The organism is Ectothiorhodospira mobilis, from assembly GCF_016584115.1.
Taxonomy (GTDB): domain Bacteria; phylum Pseudomonadota; class Gammaproteobacteria; order Ectothiorhodospirales; family Ectothiorhodospiraceae; genus Ectothiorhodospira; species Ectothiorhodospira mobilis.
Genome location: NZ_NRSK01000007.1, coordinates 19095 through 35645, shown reverse-complemented (window position 1 = coordinate 35645; position 16551 = coordinate 19095). Strand labels below are relative to the sequence as shown.

Below are 16551 nucleotides of genomic sequence, written 5' to 3'. Positions count from 1 at the left end.
AGCCGGGGATGGCGCCCTCATGCCTGCCGAGGCCCTGGCCGGTCTCTATCACCGGGTGCTGGAGGGCCTGGGGGAGGATCCGCAGCGGGAGGGTCTGCAGGGCACGCCACTGCGGGCGGCCCGGGCCATGCAGTTCCTCACCGGGGGGTATCACCAGTCCCTGGAGACCCTGGTGAACGGCGCCCTGTTCACCACGGACAGTGACGAGATGGTGCTGGTGAAGGATATCGAACTCTATTCCCTGTGCGAGCATCACCTGCTGCCCATCATCGGCAAGTGCCACGTGGCCTATATCCCCGATGGCCGCGTCCTCGGTCTGTCCAAGATCGCCCGCATCGTGGACATGTTCGCCCGCCGCCTGCAGATCCAGGAGAGCCTGACCCGACAGATCGCCGAGGCGGTGATGCAGGTCACCGGGGCCCGGGGCGTGGGAGTGGTGGCCGAGGCGCGGCACATGTGCATGATGATGCGCGGGGTGGAGAAGCAGGGGTCCGCCATGATCACCTCGGTCATGCTGGGCAACTTCCGCGAGGACGCCCGCACCCGTGCCGAGTTCATGGATCTGGTGCGGGGCTGACGGGGCTCAGTCCGCCTTGGGCCGTGCCTTGATGTGCTCGAACGCCGCCAGGGCCGCGCGCCGGCTCTCTGCCAGGTCCACCACGGGCCGGGGGTAGTCCCGGCCCAGGTGTAGCCGGGCGGCGCGCAGCACCGTCTCCGGCGCCTGCCAGGGCCTGTGCAGGTGGCGATCGGGCAGGGCGGCCAGCTCGGGCACCCAGCGGCGCACATAGTCGCCCGCGGCATCGAAGCGTTCCCCCTGCAGCACCGGGTTGAAGATGCGGAAGTACGGCGCCGCGTCGGCGCCGCAGCCGGCGGTCCATTGCCAGCCCAGGGTATTGGCCGCCAGGTCCGCGTCCACCAGGGTATCCCAGAACCAGCGGGCCCCCTCCAGCCAGGGGGCGCGCAGGTTCTTGGTGAGCAGTGAGGCGGTGATCATGCGCACGCGGTTGTGCATCCAGCCGGTGTGCCACAACTCCCGCATGCCGGCGTCCACGATGGGCAGGCCCGTGCGCCCGTGACACCAGGCCTCGAAGGGGACCTCCCGGGGATCCGCCAGGGGCAGCTCCTCGAAACGCCGGTCCAGGGGGCGGGTGACCGTCTCCGGGAAATGGAACAGCAGGTGATGGGCGAACTCCCGCCAACCCAGTTCGCTCAGGAAGCGGTCCACGCCCCCTGCCGTGCGCTCCCGTGCCCGGGTGCAGACCGCCATCACCTGCCGCGGGCCGATCTCGCCGAAGTGCAGGTGCGGGGAGAGGCGGGAGGTGCCGGTCCGCCCCGGCAGATCCCGTCCCCGGTCATAGCCCTCCAGGGCCGCCCCGGCAAAATGCGCCAGGGCCTGTTGCGCCCCCGCTTCACCGGGTTGCCAGGTGGCGGCCAGTCCCGTGTCCCAGCGGATGTGTGGCAGCAGGTCCAGGGCCTCCACAGGCTCCGTGGCGGGGGCTTCGGCCATCCCTGGCAGCTGTGCCGGGGCCACGGGGCCCGGGGTCTGGCGTTCCGCCCCCAGGGCGCGGCAGGCCTTCCAGAAGGGGGTGAAGACGCGGTAGGGCTGACCGGAGCGGTTGCTCACCGTCCAGGGCTCCATGAGCAGGGCGGCGTTGAAGCTCTCCACCTGCAGCCCCCGTTCCCGCAGGGCGGCCTTGATCTCCCGGTCCCGCCGGATCGCGGCGGGATCGTAGAGGCGGTTCCATACCACCCGCGTGGCCCCCGTCTCCCGTACCAGCGCCTCCAGGGCCGTCCGGCTGGGGCCGCGACGGATCACCAGTGGGGCACCGCGGCGGGCCAGTTCATCGGCGAGGGCCTGCAGGCTGTGGTGCAGCCACCAGCGGCTGGCCGCCCCCGGGGCCCATTCCCCTTCCTCCCCGGGGGCGTGGATATAGACGGGGAGGATCCGCCCCCCCGTCTCCAGGGCGTGGGCGAGGGCGGGGTTGTCTTCCAGGCGCAGGTCGCGGCGGAACCAGATCAGGGTGATGGACATGGGTCTGGACGTATCAGTCGACCGCCGGATCCTGCAGGCGGGCATGGATGTCCCCGGCCGCTCGTTGCGGGTCCGGATCCAGGGGGATGAGGCCGGCCCGCTCCAGGGCGGGACCGTGGGCCTTGACGGCGGGGCCGGCGGCGAATACCGGCACCGGCAGATGCCCGCTCCAGCGGGGCAGGGTGTTGTGCATCACCGCCTCCGCCAGGGGTGCGGGGCCCACCAGCACCACCGCGCCGGCGCCGCTGCGGGCCTGCAGGGTCCCGACGGCCTCCAGTTGCCCGGGACCGCACAGGCGCAGGACACGCAGGCCGTGGGTGGCCAGGAGCAGGGCCAGCATGTCCGTCTCCAGGCCGTCCCCTTGCCGGGGGTAGGGGCTCAGGGCCACCACCGGGCCGGTGGCATGGCTGGCCTCATGGCGGAAGCGGCAGCCCAGGGTGGGCCGGGCCCAGGCACGGAAGAACTGCAGGGCCGCCTGGTCCTGCGGGCCGCCGCTGCCCTCCACCAGGCTGTGGTGCACCGGCGCCAGCAGCCGGGGGATGACCTGCTGCACCGGGAACAGGGACAGGGCATCGGCGTAGATGCGTTCCAGGGCGTGGTGATCGAAGGCGGCGGCCGCCGCCTGCAGGTCCCGCCGGTAGCCCGGCCAGACCCCGCCGGCGGCTGTCTCCCCCGGTTCGGGGGCGGGGGATTCCAGCAGCGGGGCCACCTGGCCGATGGAGACCCCCTGGTCCAGCAGTTCCAGGATGCGGCGGATGCGGCGCACATCCTCCGGGCTGTAGAGGCGGTGCCCCTTGGCGGTGCGGCGGGGATTCACCAGGCCGTAACGGCGTTCCCAGGCCCGGAGGGTCACCGGGTGGACGCCGGTCATGGCGGCTGCGGTACGGATCGGGAACAGTCCTTCGCCCTGGGGTGTCCGCTGCGCGGAAGGGGAGGTGTCGATCATGGTGCTATTGTACAATCGTTGTATAATTTTTGAATAGTCGGCGGGCACAGGCCGATTGGAGGAGGACGCATGCAACAGGCGCAGACGGGGTCCGGCGGGGATGGCGGCGTCTTCTGGCTCGTGGGGGCCAGTTCGGGGATCGGCCGGGCCCTGGCCCTGCGCCTGGCGGCGGCGGGCTGGCAGGTGGCCGCCACCGCCCGGCGTGCCGAGGCCCTGGAGGACCTGGCCGCGAAGGCCCCGGGGCCGGGGCGGGTGATTCCCTTTCCGGGGGACGTGACCGATGCGGCGGCCATGGCGGAACTGGCCACGGCGGTGGAGGGCCATCTCGGGCCCATCGACCGGGCCCTGTTCAATCAGGGGGATTACGAGCCCATGGCCCTGGAGGACTTCGACCCCGCCCTGTTCGAACGTCTGATGCGGGTCAACTACCTGGGGATGGTCCATGGCCTGGCGGCGGTGATGCCCGCCATGATCCGGCGCGGGCGGGGGGAGATCCTGCTCACCGCCAGCCTGGCCGGTTACCGGGGGCTGCCCCGGGCCGCGCCCTATGCCGCCTCCAAGGCGGCGGTGATCAGCCTGGCGGAATCCCTGCAGCCGGAGCTGGCGCAGCAGGGGGTGCGCCTGCGGGTGATCAATCCCGGATTCGTGCGTACTCCCCTGACGGACAAGAACCGCTTCCCCATGCCCTTTCTCATGGAGACGGACGAGGCGGTGGAGGCCATCCTGCGCGGCCTGGAGAGGCGGGGATTCGAGATCCGTTTCCCGCGGCCCTTCGCCCTCATCATGCAGGGGCTGCGCCTGTTGCCCTATGGGGTGTTCCTGCGCATCACACGGAGGATGATCAAGGCATGAGCGAGTCCACCGAGACCTGGGCCCGGCGCTATGCCGCCTTCTTTTCCGAACTCTCCGAACCGGACCTGGAGCGGCTGGGGGAGATCTTCGATCCCGGGGCCCGGTTCAAGGACCCCTTCAACGATGTCACCGGCCTGGAGGAGATCCGGCGGGTCTTCCGGCATATGTTCCGCCAGTGCCCGAAACCGCGTTTCTATCTCCACTCCTGGGCGGTCCAGGACAATACGGCCTTCTTCCACTGGCGCTTCACCGACCGGGAGGATGACGCCGATGGCCGCCTGCGCCTGGATGTGGACGGGGTGAGCCGTGTCCTCTTCAACGAGGCCGGCCGGGCCGTCAGCCACGTGGATTACTGGGACCCGGCGGAATACCTCTACGATCAGATCCCCTTGGTGCGGGGGATCCTGCGCCTGCTGCGGCGCCGCATCGGGGCCTGAGCCGGCCCATCCCTCAGAACGCCAGGGCCTCGCGCACGATCCCGTCCAGGAGGGACTCCACCCGTTCCAGTCGCTCCCGGCTGGCCTCGTCCCCAGCTCCGGCGGGGCGGCGGTAGCCCATGTGGATGACCCCGGGTTCCTCCACCGTCTCGTAGAGGACGATGACGTAGGGGCAGAAGACGATGTTGCGCGGGTCCGCCTCCATCATCCGCCGGGAGTGCACGGCACTGCAGAATTCCAGGGCCTGGGCATGGCGGTACACCGGCTCCCCCTCCACCGCATCGCGGGTGCGCCGGAGCATGTCGGCGATGTGGGCCACGTTGTTGATCACGATGCCGCGCCCGGTGATGGCGATCTCCAGGGCATCCCGGTAGAGCTGGAAGTCCCCCTCCACGCTGTAGAGGCGCATGTGGGGGGTGACGTGATCCGGCTCCAGGGCCAGGGCCGGCGGGCAGAGGGTCAGGCCCGCCAGGATCAGGGGGGCGAAGAACTGGGTCAGGGATTTCATGGTCTCCTTCCTCCTCGTGGTTCGGTGTCTCCGTACAGATGGCCGGTGTGCACCAGGCGTGGGCGCCAGTAGGGGTGGTCCAGGCGCTGGGTGCTTACCCTGCGACCGCTGGAGGGGGCGTGCACGAAGCGGCCCTCGCCGATGTAGATCCCCACGTGATTCACGCCGCCACCGCCGGTGCGAAAGAACAGCAGGTCCCCGGGGCGCAGGGCCGTGGTGGGGATCCGGCGGGCCGCACGGCTCTGGGCAGTGGTGGTGCGTGGGGGCTTCAGCCCTGCCTGGCGATGGCTATGCCAGACTAGGCCGCTGCAGTCGAAGCCCTGCTCCGGGGTGCGGCCGCCATAGCGGTAGGGGGTGCCCACCTGACTCAGGGCGCTGAACACCACCGCGGCCCGCTGCGCCCCCAGCGGGCCGGCGGCAGGGTCCTTCCCGGTGTGCGGGGGATGTGAGGCGCAGGCCGCCAGCAGCAGGGTCAGGGCGCAGGCCGTGGCGGTGGCCACCGGCCGCCGCCATGGCCGCGGGGATGGGACCCTCCCCGCCATGGTTCAGTCCCCCGTGTCCCCCGGCGGGGGCACGATGCGGCGCAAGGTGTCCAGCGGCGGTTCCCCCCGGGCATCGATGGTCACCACGGGCTCGTCGTTCCCCAGGGGGTCGTGGTGCCGCAGCTGATGCTCCAGCACCGACAGGTTGGCGTCCGATGCATCCGCGTTCGCCTCAGTGCGCTCCCGCACCCATTGCCGCAGCAGGTCCGCCGGGGCCTGGTAGTCCAGGATGACGAAGGGCAGTCCCCGCCCCCGGGCGATACGGGCGAAGCGGTCCCGGCGCGGGCGTTCCAGGAAGGTGGCGTCCACGATCACGCTGTGGCCGGCATCCAGGATCCCCCCCGCCAGCCGGGCCAGGTGGTCGTAGGTGTGTTCGCTGCGTTCCCGGCTGTACAGTCCCTCGCCCACGGCCGCGTCCCCCCGCTGCGTGGCCTCCAGGCCCGCCATGCGCTTGCGCTCCACATCGGAGCGGATGCGTACCGCCCCCAGGTCCTCCAGGATGGGCTGGCTGATGCTGGTCTTGCCACTGCCGGAGAAGCCGTGGTTGATGAACAGGGCCCGGTTCCGGGACCGGGTGAAGTCCCGGGCCAGTTGCAGATAGGTCATGAATTCGGCCTGCAGGCGTTCGGCCTCCGCCGCCTCCAGCCCCTCCTGGCCCAGGCGGATGGTCGCCACCTTGGCCCGCACCATGGCCCGGTAGACCTGATAGAAATCCAGCAGGGCCAGGCCGGCGTAGTCGCCGGTGCGTTCCAGCCAGGTGTTGAGGACGCGGGCGGCGAGGCCGTGGGCGCCGCGGTCGTGCAGGTCCATGGTGAAGAAGGCCAGGTCATTGACCACATCGATCCAGCGCATGCCGGCGTTGAACTCGATGCCGTCGAAGAGCAGGGGCTCGCCCTCCACCAGGGCCATGTTGGCCAGGTGCATGTCGCCGTGGCATTCCCGGATGCGCCCCTCCCGGCGGCGTGCCTCCAGCCGGGGGGTGAGGGCGTCGAAGCGGGTCCGGGTCCAGGCCTCCACCGTCTCCAGCATCTCCAGGGCCCGGGGGTCCTCGCTGAGTGCGCGGATCTGGCGGAAGTTCTCCTCCATGGGGGCCAGCACCGCCTCCGGGGTGCCGTAATCGCTGTCCGGGGGGGCGACTGCGGCCGCCTCGTGGAAATCGGCGATGCGCAGGGTCAGGGTGTCCATGAGCTGCACCGACAGCCCTTCACGTTCATGCAGCCGGTCCAGGGTGTACCCGGGATCGAAGCGGTGCATGCGCACGGCATATTCAAAGGCGGGATCCGTCCCGTCGAACACGGGCTGATCGGGGTTGCCGGAGAAGGCCACCACCCGTTCGTAGATCTGCGGGGCCAGGCGCCGGTTGAGCCGGATCTCCTCCTCACAGAAGAAGTGCCTTTGCTCCAGGGTGCTGAAGTCCAGAAAGCCCAGGTCCAGGGGCTTTTTGATCTTGTAGGCGTAGTCCCCCGCCAGGAGCACCGTGGAGATGTGGGTCTCGATGCGCTCCACCCGTTCCACGGGGTGGGGGTAGACCGCGGGGGACTGCAGCGCCGCCAGCAGGCGCTGCTGCGTTGCGTGCTGATCGCTCATGCCGGTGTGACAGGCCTCCGGTCGTCGCCGTCGTCGGGCGGATATAGTAGGGTTCACCCCCACGGATCCTACTCCATTCCCCCGGCATGGCCAAACGCAGTCGCCCATCGGAATCCCGCAGTTCCCCCGCCCGCAAGGGGCGGCAGAACGCCCCCCGGAACCGCTCATCTGCAGAGACCGGCCGCCCGATGCGGCGGCGCCGTTGGCTGGTTCCGGCCCTGGTGCTCACCGCCCTGGCGGCGGTGGTCGGCCTGGGTTGGCACACCGTGTCCCTGGACCAGCGCATCCAGGCCCAGTTCGAGGGCAGGCGCTGGTCCCTGCCGGCCCGGGTCTTCGCCCGCCCCCTGGAGCTCTACGCCGGCCAGTCCCTCACCCCGGAGGAACTGGAACGGGAGCTGGGGCTGCTGCACTACCGCCAGGGGGGGGATGCCAGTGGCCATTACCGCCGGCAAGGCAACACCCTGATCCTGCACACCCGGGGCTTCCCCTTCCCCGAGGGCTATGAGGGGCCGCGGCGGGCGCGGGTGGTCTTCCAGGGGGGGCGGGTGCATGCCCTGGAGGACCCGCAGACGGGGGCTTCCCTGGCGCTCCTGCGCCTGGAGCCGGCCCTGATCGCCAATATCTATCCACGCCACGGCGAGGACCGGCTGCTGGTGCGCCTGGAGGATATGCCGCCGGCCCTGGTGCAGACCCTGCTCACCGTGGAGGACCGGCGTTTTCCCCATCATTTCGGTGTGGACCCCCAGGGGATCGCCCGGGCGGCCCTGGCCAATCTCCGCGCCGGGCGGGCCGTGCAGGGGGGGAGCACCCTGACGCAGCAGTTGGTGAAGAACTACTTCCTCACCCCGGAGCGCACCCTGGTGCGCAAGTTCAACGAGGCCATCATGGCCCTGCTGCTGGAGTGGCGCTATTCCAAGGCGGAGATCCTGGAGGCCTATCTCAACGAGGTCTTCCTGGGGCAGCAGGGGGCACGGGCCATCCATGGCGTGGGCATGGCCAGCCAGTTCTATTTCCGTGAACGGGTCTCCGAGCTGGAACTGCCGCAGATCGCCCTGCTGGTGGGCATGATCCGCGGGCCCAGTTACTACAATCCCCGGCGGCATCCGCAGCGGGCCCTGCAACGGCGCAACCGCATCCTGGCCATGCTCCGCGACCAGGGGCAGATCCCCCCGGAGGTGGCGCAGCAGGCCATGGCGGCGCCCCTGGGGGTGAGCGAACGGGTGCCTGCCGGCAGCACCCCCTTCCCGGCCTTCCTGGAGCTGGTGCGGGCCCGTCTGCGCCAGGACTATCGAGAGGCGGACCTGCGGGAGGAGGGGCTGATCATCCTCACCACCCTGGATCCGCGGGTGCAGCTGGCGGCGGAAAAGGCCCTGGGCACGCGTCTGCGGCGCCTGGAGGCGGAACGGGGGCTGCCGTCGGGGCAACTGGAGGGGGCCGTGGTGGTGACGGCGGCGGACAGCGGCGAGGTCCTGGCCCTGGTGGGGGGGCGTGACGTGCGCCGTCCGGGCTTCAACCGGGCCCTGCATGCCCGCCGCCCGGTGGGATCGGTGATCAAACCCTTTGTCTATCTGACCGCCCTGTCCCGGCCGGAGCGTTTCTCCCTGGCCACCCGCCTGCGGGATACCCCCCTGCGCCTGGAGATGGCCGACGGCAAGATCTGGTCGCCGCAGAACAGCGACCGGGAATACCACGGCGTGGTGACCGTGCAGGAGGCCCTGGTGCACTCCTACAACGTGGCCACCGTGCGTCTGGGGCTGGAGGTGGGGGTGGATCAGGTCGTGGACCGGCTCCGGGGCCTGGGGCTGGAGCGGGACCTGGAGCCCTATCCCTCGCTGCTGCTGGGGGCGGTGGAGATGACGCCCCTGGAGGTGACCGGCCTGTATCAGGTGCTGGCCTCCGGGGGTTACCGGCTGCCCCCCCGGGCCATTCGTGCGGTATTGGACCGGGAGGGGGAGCGGCTGCGCCGCTATGGCCTGTCCCTGAACCGGGTGGCCGGGGAAGGTCCGGTCTACCTGGTGACCGCCGCCCTGCACCAGGTCACCCGCAGCGGCACCGCCCGCTCCCTGGGCTGGCGGCTGCCGGAGGCGCTGCCGGCGGCGGGCAAGACCGGCACCACCGGCGACCTGCGGGATGCCTGGTTCGCGGGGTTCACCGGGGACATGGTGGGAGTGGTCTGGGTGGGCCGGGACGACAACGGCCCCACGGGCCTGAGCGGGTCTTCCGGTGCCCTGCCGGTGTGGGCGGAGGTGATGCGCCGGGTCTCCCGTCAGGGGCTCGCGCCCCCGCGTCCCGAGGGGGTGGTCTGGGTGCCGGTGGACCCGGGCACGGGCCTGCGGGCCGGGGAGGGGTGTGACCCGGTGCGCTGGATGCCCTTCCTGAACGGGTCCGTGCCGTCCGGGCGGGCCCCCTGTGCCGATCCGGCGCCACCGCGGCCGTCCGCCGGGGCGCCCTCCTGGTGGCCGGGCTGAAGACCCGGAAGTCCGCCAGGGGGTGGTTTCAGGCGGTTGCCGCCGGGATCTGCATGGTCACGCAGTGCAGGCTGCCGAACTGACGGATCAGGGGACGGCAGTCGATGCCCACCACCTCCCGCCCGGGGAAGGCCTGCTGCAGGGCGGCCAGGGCGGTGGCGTCGGTGGGATCGTTGTAGGTGGGCACCAGCACCGCGCCGTTGAGGATGAGGAAATTGGCGTGGGTGGCCGGCAGGCGGCGGCCTTCCAGGTCGTGGACCGGGGCGGGCAGGGGCAGGGGGATGAGCCGGTAGGGCCGGCCGTCGGCGGTGCGCAGGGCCTCCAGTTCCCGGGTCATGGCCGCCAGCGGCCCATGGTGCGGGTCTTGCGGGTCGTCGCAGGTCACGTGGGCGATGGTCTGCGCGTCGCAGAAACGGGCCAGGGTGTCCACGTGGCCGTCGGTGTCGTCCCCCTCCAGATGGCCGTGGTCCAGCCAGAGCACCCGCTCCACCCCCAGGGTATCCCGCAACATCGCCTCCACACCGGCGGCATCCAGGTCCGGGTTGCGGGTGGGGGCCAGCAGGCAGGAGCGGGTGGTGAGCAGGGTGCCGGCGCCGTCGCTGTCGATGGCCCCGCCCTCCAGCACTCGTTCCACGGGGCGCAGGGGCAGTTCGCCGAAGGCCCCCTGGCGGTGGAGCCTGCCGGTGAGGGCGTCGTCCGCATCGGCCGGGTATTTGCCTCCCCAGCCGTTGAAACGGAAATCCAGCAGCACGGGACGTCCATCCTCCAGCACGGTGATGGGGCCGTGATCCCGGGCCCAGGTGTCGTCCGACGGGGCCAGGGCGGTCACCACCCGTTCCATCACCGCGCCCGCGCCGGAGAGCATGCGGCAGATGCGGACCTCGTGGGCCTCGTCGCGGCAGACCACGATGAGCCCCTGGCGGAGGGTCACCTCCCGTGCGATCTGCACGAAGACCTCCTCGGCCTCGTCCAGGATGGGGGCCCAGTCGGTCTGTGGGTGCGGCCAGGTGAGCAGTACGGCGCTCTGCGGCGCCCATTCGGCGGGCAGGACGGTCATCACGGTTCCGCGTCGGGGGATGGGCTGCGCTGCGCGGGGGCCTGCACCACCGTGTGCAGCACATGGCGGCCCTCGAACACCACGATAAAGCCGGGATAGGTCCAACGGCTGATGGGGGGATCCCCCACCGCGGGCTGGCGCGACTGGGGTTCGCCGTAGCGGCGCAGCACCGTGTCCCGGTCCATGCCCCGGGGCGGGGTCCATGGGGCCTGGATCACCTGGCACTGCCCTTCGGGGAGGCGCAGGATATCCGCCCCGGCTGCGGGCAGGCAGAGGGCGGCGGCAAGCCCCAGGCAGAGGAGGGGTCGTGCGGGCATGGCGGCGCTCCGGCGCGATGGACGAAAACAAGGACGTGCCGTTGGACTATAGCACCCCCCCGCGGGGGCCGAAACCGCCCGCCGGGAGGGAGCCCCCGCCCATGTCCCCCGTGCCGGGGAACGGGTATGATCCTGCCCGCTCCCCCACCCACGAGGACCTGGATGGATTTCCCCGAGCCCCTGCTGCCCGGCACCCTGGAGCGTCGCTATAAGCGCTTCCTGGCGGATGTGCACCTGGATGATGGTCGCCGGGTGACGGCCCACTGCCCCAATACCGGGTCCATGATGGGCTGCTGCACCCCCGGGGCCCGGGTCTGGCTCAGTCACCACGACGATCCCCGCCGCAAGCTGGCCTATACCTGGGAACTGGTGGAGGCGGACGGCACCCTGGTGGGCATCCATACCGGCCGCAGCAACGCCCTGGTGGCGGAGGCCCTGGCGGGCGGGCGCCTGCCCACTTTGGCCGGGGCCCATCGGGTGCGCCGGGAGGTGGCCTATGGCCGTGAGCGCAGCCGCATCGACCTGCTGCTGACCCTGGGGGAACAGGACTGCTATGTGGAGGTGAAGAATGTCACCGCCGCCGTGCAGGGGGATACGGCCCTGTTCCCTGATGCGGTGTCCACCCGGGGCACGCGCCACCTGCGGGAACTGATGGCCATGGTGGAGGCCGGCCATCGCGCCGCCCTGGTCTTCTGCGTGCAGCGGGCGGACGTGGGGCGTGTGCGCCCCGCCGACGAGATCGACCCGGAGTACGGGCGCTGGCTGCGGCGCGCCGCGGCGGCGGGGGTGGAGGTGCTGGCCCTGGGGGCGCGGGTCTCGCCCCGGGCCATCCAGCTGGAGCGGACCCTGCCCGTGGATCTGGATGCCATGGGCAATCCGCCCGCGCTGTGATTTAATCGCGCCATGTTCCGCCCCCCCGAACTCTTCATCGGCCTGCGCTATACCCGCGCCCGGCGCCGCAACCACTTCATCTCCTTCATCTCCCTGATCTCCATGCTGGGGATCGCCCTGGGGGTCACGGCGCTCATCACCGTGCTCTCGGTGATGAACGGTTTCGAGCAGGAACTGCGCGAGCGCATCCTGGGGATGGCCGCCCACGCCACCCTGTCGGAATTCGATGGCCAGTTGCACGACTGGGAGCAGGTGATGGGCCAGGTGGCCGATGCCCCCCATGTGGAGGGGGTGGCCCCCTACGTGGAAGGGGAGGGGATGTTCGCCAGCGGGGATCGGGTGAGCGGCGCCCTGGTGCGCGGCGTCGAACCGGCCCTGGAGGCGCGGGTCTCCCGGGTGGGGCAACACATGGTCCACGGGGACATGGAGGATCTGGAGGCCGGGGGCTATGGCGTGGTGCTGGGGCGCGAACTGGCCCGGGCCCTGGGGGTGGAGCCGGGGGACCGGGTGACCCTCATCACCCCCAAGGCGGCGGTCACGCCGGTGGGGGTGCTGCCGCGCATGCGCCGGCTGACGGTGGTGGGGCTCTTCGAGGTGGGCATGTACGAATACGACCGGGGCACCGCTTTCCTCCACCTGGACGATGCCCGCACCATCTACCGCATGGACGACGCCGTCTCCGGCCTGCGCCTGAGGCTGGACGATCTGATGCGCGCCCCCATCATCGCCCGGCAGGTGGCGGCGGACCTGGAGGGCCGTTTCTGGGTGAACGACTGGACCCGGCAGCATGCCAACTTCTTCCGCGCCGTGCAGACGGAGAAGACGGTGATGTTCATCATCCTCTCGCTGATCGTGGCAGTGGCCGCCTTCAACATCGTCTCCACCCTGGTGATGATGGTGGTGGACAAGCAGTCGGACATCGCCATCCTGCGCACCCTGGGGTTGTCGCCCCCCGGGGTGATGGGGGTGTTCATGGTGCAGGGAACGGTCATCGGCCTGCTGGGCACGGTGCTGGGGGTGATCGGCGGCGTCACCCTGGCCCTGAACGTGGAGACCATCGTCCCGGCCATCGAGTCCCTGCTGGGGCGCCAGTTCCTGCCGGCGGACGTCTACTACATCTCCGATCTGCCCTCGGACCTGGAGCCCGGGGACGTGCTGCGGGTGGGCCTGCTGGCCTTCGGCCTGACGGTGGTGGCCACCCTCTATCCCGCCTGGCGCGCCTCCCGCACCCAACCGGCCCAGGCCCTGCGCTATGAGTGAGGCCCGAGACCCGATGCCGCAAGCCGATACCGCGCCCGTCCTGCGCTGCCGCGACCTGCGCCGCACCTTCGACGAGGGGGCCATGCAGGTGGAGGTGCTGCGGGGCGTGGACCTGGACGTGTCCCCGGGGGAGAAGCTGGCCATCGTCGGCACCTCCGGGAGCGGCAAGAGCACCCTGCTGCACCTGCTGGGGGGACTGGACCTGCCCACCGGCGGCACGGTATCGGTCTGCGGCCAGGATCTGGCCGCTCTGTCGGACACCCGCCGGGGACGGCTGCGCAACACCCATCTGGGCTTTGTGTACCAGTTCCATCACCTGTTGCCGGAGTTCACCGCCCTGGAGAACGTGGCCATGCCCCTGCTGGTGCGGCGCGAATCCCCGGCCCGGGCCGCCGAGGCCGCCCGGGCCCTGCTGGAGCGGGTGGGTCTGGGGGCGCGCACCGGCCACAAGCCGGGGGAGCTCTCCGGCGGGGAGCGCCAGCGCGCCGCCATCGCCCGGGCCCTGATCACCCGGCCCCGGGCCGTGCTGGCGGACGAGCCCACGGGCAACCTGGACCGGGGCCGGGCCGAGGAGATCTTCGAGCTGATGCTGGAGCTCAACCGGGATTCGGGCACGGCCCTGGTGATCGTCACCCACGACCAGGAGCTGGCGGCGCGTACGGACCGGGTCCTGCTGCTGTCCCACGGCCGCCTGTCGCCGAAGCAGGACTGAGGCCCTCGTTCAGCGCCGCGCCCCGGGCCGTCGGCGCCTCTCCCGCAGCCGGTGCAGGATGTGCAGCCGCCACAGCAGGCGCACCGCAGCGTACCCCCCCAGCCCCGCCACGGTGGACAGGATCAGGCTCCCGGTCACCAGGGGTTTCCAGATTTCCAGCAGTTCGCCGGTGAACCAGGCCAGGCTCAGTTCCATGGAGAATCCCCGTCCGGGGACACCCAGCACCCATCGCCCCAGGGTATAGGCGGCGTAATAGATGGGGGCGAAGGTGAGGGGGTTGGTGATCCATACCAGCATCACGGCGATGGGCAGGTTCACCCGAAGGACAATGGCCAGGGCCGCCGCCAGCAACATCTGTCCGGGCAGGGGCAGGAAGGCCGTGAACAGGCCCACGCCAAAGCCCCCGGCGGCGGAGCGTCGGTTCAGGTGCCACAGGAAGGGATCGTGCAGGATGGCCCCGAACAGCCGCAGGGTCTCGTGGTGGCGGATGCGCTGGTAGCCTGGAAACAGGCCCTTGATGAGCTTCTTGGCCATGGCGTGATATAGAGTATGGATGCCGTCCCGCCGGGTGGGCCACCCGCGGGGGATGGACCTTGTTCCAGGGAATGGAGATGGCACTGCGGGCATGGGCCTTTCTGGCCGGAGTCTGGTGGCTGCACGGGCTGGGGCACCTGCCGTCCCCCGCCTGGGGGGTCTTGTGGCTGCCCCTTGTCCTCCTATTCTACCGGGGGCCGCTGCCCCTGCGGCTGCTGGTCTGGGGGTTGAGCGGTTTTTTCTGGGCCCTGATCCATACCCACTGGATGGTGGGGCCGCCCCTGCCCGCGGAGCTGGCCGGCAGCGATCGCAGGGTCACCGGCATCATCCACGGCCTGCCCGAGAGCCAGGGCCGGGTGACCCGCTTCACCCTGAAAGCCACCTCCGTGCAGGGGACGGACTGGCGCGGACGGGTGCGGGTGGGCTGGTATGGCGATGCCCCGAACCTGGCCCCCGGGGAGCGCTGGCGGATGACCCTGCGGCTGCGCCCGCCCGGCGGGCTGCGCAATCCCGGTGGATTTGATTATGAGGGCTGGTTGTTTCGCAAAGGTGATCGCGCCACCGCCTATGTGCGCGATGCCGACAGTGCCCACCGTATCGGATACAGCGGGGCCCCTGTCCATGGCGTGAACCGGCTGCGGGGGGCGCTGGCCGCGGGGATCGACAAGGCCCTGGACCCCCAGGCCCCGTTCGCCGGCATCCTGCAGGCCCTGGCGGTGGGGGAGCGCTCGGGGATCGGGCCGGAGCAGTGGGATCTGCTGATCGCCACCGGAACGAACCACCTCATGGCCATCTCGGGCCTGCATGTGGGCCTCACCGCCGCGCTGGGTTATGCCCTGGTCCTGGCCCTCTGGCGCCGGCTGCCGCCTTTGGCCCTGCGCCTGCCGGCGCAGCGGGCGGCGGTGCCGGCGGCCTTGGCCTGTGCCCTGGCCTATGCCGCCCTGGCGGGGTTCTCCGTACCCACGCAACGGGCCCTGGTGATGCTGCTGGTGGCCCTGGGGGCCCTGTGGTGGCAGCGCACGCAGCGCCCCCTGCAGACCCTGTCCCTGGCCCTGCTGGCGGTGCTGCTGCTGGACCCGCGTTCGCTGCTGGCCCCCGGGTTCTGGCTCTCCTTCGCCGCCGTGGGGGTGATCCTGTATGTCCTGGCGGGGCGCACGGGTCCCGCCGGCGGCGGCCGGGCCTGGTGGCGGGTGCAGTGGGCGGCGGGTCTGGGGCTGCTGCCGCTGACCCTGGTCCTGTTCCAGCAGGGATCACTGATCTCGCCCCTGGCCAATCTGGTGGCGGTGCCCTGGATGAGTTTTGTGGTGGTGCCCCTGGCCCTGGCCGGGGCGGCCCTGTCCGCCGTATCCATGCCGTTGGCGGCATGGGCCTGGAACCTGGCCCACGACGCCGTGGCCCTGCTCTGGCCGCTGCTGGAGTTTCTGGTGGCGCTGCCCGGGGCCCACTGGCGTCATGCCGCCCCGGCCTGGACCCTGGTCCCCGCCCTGCTGGGCATGTTCTGGTTCCTGGGTCCCCGGGGGTTGCCCGCCCGCTGGCTGGGGCTGCTGCTGATCCTGCCCCTGTTGTGGCCACCCCGTGCGGAGATCCCCGAGGGGGGCTTTCGGCTCACCCTGCTGGATGTGGGGCAGGGGCTGGCGGCGGTGGTGCGTACCCGGGAGCACACCCTGGTGTACGACACCGGCCCCCGTTTCGGGCCCCGCTTCGATGCCGGCGAGGCGGCGGTGGTGCCCTACCTGTACCAGGTGGGCCGCCCCCGGGTGGACCGGCTGGTGATCAGTCACGGGGACCTGGATCACGCCGGGGGTGCCGCCAGTCTGCGGGCACTGCTGCCGGTGACGGAGATCCTCAGCCGGGATGTGTCCCGTTTCCCCGGCCGGGCCTGCCGCGCCGGGGAGCGCTGGTCCTGGGATGGGGTGGCGTTCACGGTGCTGCATCCGCCGCCGGACTGGGGGGACGACAACGTCTCCTCCTGTGTGCTGCGGGTGCACGGGCCGGGCGGGTCCGTGCTCCTCCCCGGGGATGTGGAGGGGCTGGGGCAGGCGGTGCTGCTGCGCCGCGCGGGGGAGGCCCTGAAGGCCGATGTCCTGGTGTTGCCCCATCATGGCGCCGGCGGGGCCCTGCCGGCGGCCTTCCTGGATGCGGTCTCCCCCCGTCTGGCCCTGGTCAGCCGGGGCTTTGGCAACCGTGCGGGTCATCCCCACCCGGCGGTGCGGGCGCGGCTGCGGGACCGGGGCATCCCGCTGCTGGATACCGCCCGCTCCGGGGCGCTGCGGGTGGATGTGTCGCCCCGGGGGATCCGGGTCGCCCCGGGGTACCGTCATGCGGCGCGGCGGCACTGGCACCGCTGAACCGGCCTTGGCCTTTGCCCCGGCCGATCAAGTATCATGCGCGGCAATCGTTCCATGGTA

Annotated in this window: 16 protein-coding genes; 8 read left to right on the top strand and 8 right to left on the bottom strand. The window is 71.2% G+C overall.

All coding sequences use genetic code 11. From position 1 onward, the window contains the following. The first annotated feature begins 19 nt into the window (after positions 1-19). A complete protein-coding gene (folE, locus tag CKO33_RS04605) occupies positions 20-577 on the top strand; it encodes a GTP cyclohydrolase I FolE (RefSeq protein ID WP_242472470.1) in 558 nt (185 codons plus the stop codon). Between the two features lie 6 nt (positions 578-583). On the opposite strand, the gene CKO33_RS04600 is transcribed toward folE, so the two are convergent. Together CKO33_RS04600 and CKO33_RS04595 are read right to left on the bottom strand one after the other, a co-directional pair. Next, positions 584-2032, bottom strand: coding sequence for a cryptochrome/photolyase family protein (locus tag CKO33_RS04600; protein WP_200179771.1), 1449 nt, complete (start codon positions 2030-2032; stop codon positions 584-586). 13 nt (positions 2033-2045) lie between these two features. Beyond that, positions 2046-2978: a MerR family transcriptional regulator gene (locus CKO33_RS04595; protein ID WP_200179769.1), complete on the bottom strand. Its 933-nt coding sequence runs from the start codon at positions 2976-2978 to the stop codon at positions 2046-2048. A 69-nt stretch (positions 2979-3047) separates the two neighbouring features. Between CKO33_RS04595 and CKO33_RS04590 the strand changes: the two genes are divergently transcribed. Together CKO33_RS04590 and CKO33_RS04585 are read left to right on the top strand one after the other, a co-directional pair. Continuing rightward, positions 3048-3830, top strand: a complete 783-nt coding sequence (locus CKO33_RS04590) for an SDR family NAD(P)-dependent oxidoreductase (RefSeq protein WP_200179767.1) — start codon at positions 3048-3050, stop codon at positions 3828-3830. Then, positions 3827-4267 (top strand): nuclear transport factor 2 family protein, encoded by a 441-nt coding sequence (locus CKO33_RS04585; RefSeq protein WP_200179759.1) that lies wholly within the window; start codon positions 3827-3829, stop codon positions 4265-4267. The genes CKO33_RS04590 and CKO33_RS04585 overlap by 4 nt, the downstream gene beginning before the upstream one ends. Before the next feature lie 13 nt (positions 4268-4280). On the opposite strand, the gene CKO33_RS04580 is transcribed toward CKO33_RS04585, so the two are convergent. From CKO33_RS04580 to CKO33_RS04570, 3 genes are read right to left on the bottom strand one after another with little or no spacing between them, the layout of a single operon-like run. Next, a complete protein-coding gene (locus tag CKO33_RS04580) occupies positions 4281-4775 on the bottom strand; it encodes a DUF302 domain-containing protein (RefSeq protein ID WP_200179757.1) in 495 nt (164 codons plus the stop codon). Next, a complete protein-coding gene (locus tag CKO33_RS04575) occupies positions 4772-5275 on the bottom strand; it encodes an NlpC/P60 family protein (RefSeq protein WP_200179755.1) in 504 nt (167 codons plus the stop codon). The genes CKO33_RS04580 and CKO33_RS04575 overlap by 4 nt, the downstream gene beginning before the upstream one ends. A gap of 45 nt (positions 5276-5320) precedes the next feature. Further along, the gene (locus CKO33_RS04570) at positions 5321-6904 is read right to left on the bottom strand and encodes a bifunctional aminoglycoside phosphotransferase/ATP-binding protein (RefSeq protein ID WP_200179753.1); all 1584 of its coding nucleotides are present in this window, start codon (positions 6902-6904) and stop codon (positions 5321-5323) included. A 188-nt stretch (positions 6905-7092) separates the two neighbouring features. Here CKO33_RS04570 and mrcB point away from each other — a divergent pair, with 188 nt between their 5' ends. After that, the gene (gene mrcB / locus CKO33_RS04565) at positions 7093-9372 is read left to right on the top strand and encodes a penicillin-binding protein 1B (protein ID WP_242472465.1); all 2280 of its coding nucleotides are present in this window, start codon (positions 7093-7095) and stop codon (positions 9370-9372) included. 28 nt (positions 9373-9400) lie between these two features. Here the strand turns inward: mrcB and CKO33_RS04560 are convergent, their stop codons facing one another. Both CKO33_RS04560 and CKO33_RS04555 read right to left on the bottom strand, forming a co-directional pair. Beyond that, positions 9401-10429 (bottom strand): agmatine deiminase family protein, encoded by a 1029-nt coding sequence (locus tag CKO33_RS04560; RefSeq protein WP_200179750.1) that lies wholly within the window; start codon positions 10427-10429, stop codon positions 9401-9403. Then, complete coding sequence (locus CKO33_RS04555; protein ID WP_200179748.1) at positions 10429-10746, bottom strand: hypothetical protein; 318 nt, start codon at positions 10744-10746, stop codon at positions 10429-10431. The genes CKO33_RS04560 and CKO33_RS04555 overlap by 1 nt, the downstream gene beginning before the upstream one ends. Positions 10747-10908: 162 nt before the next feature. Here CKO33_RS04555 and sfsA point away from each other — a divergent pair, with 162 nt between their 5' ends. From sfsA to lolD, 3 genes are read left to right on the top strand one after another with little or no spacing between them, the layout of a single operon-like run. After that, entirely contained in the window at positions 10909-11637 is a 729-nt protein-coding gene (gene sfsA, locus CKO33_RS04550; RefSeq protein WP_200179746.1) for a DNA/RNA nuclease SfsA, read from the top strand. Positions 11638-11649: 12 nt separating this feature from the next. Next, positions 11650-12897 (top strand): lipoprotein-releasing ABC transporter permease subunit, encoded by a 1248-nt coding sequence (locus CKO33_RS04545; protein WP_200179744.1) that lies wholly within the window; start codon positions 11650-11652, stop codon positions 12895-12897. Positions 12898-12910: 13 nt separating this feature from the next. Next, on the top strand, positions 12911-13609 hold the full coding sequence (gene lolD, locus CKO33_RS04540) for a lipoprotein-releasing ABC transporter ATP-binding protein LolD (RefSeq protein ID WP_200179737.1): 699 nt from the start codon (positions 12911-12913) through the stop codon (positions 13607-13609). Between the two features lie 9 nt (positions 13610-13618). Here the strand turns inward: lolD and CKO33_RS04535 are convergent, their stop codons facing one another. Further along, entirely contained in the window at positions 13619-14143 is a 525-nt protein-coding gene (locus CKO33_RS04535) for a DUF2062 domain-containing protein (RefSeq protein WP_200179736.1), read from the bottom strand. Between the two features lie 77 nt (positions 14144-14220). Between CKO33_RS04535 and CKO33_RS04530 the strand changes: the two genes are divergently transcribed. Continuing rightward, positions 14221-16491: a DNA internalization-related competence protein ComEC/Rec2 gene (locus tag CKO33_RS04530; RefSeq protein WP_200179735.1), complete on the top strand. Its 2271-nt coding sequence runs from the start codon at positions 14221-14223 to the stop codon at positions 16489-16491. The last annotated feature ends 60 nt before the right edge of the window (positions 16492-16551 follow it).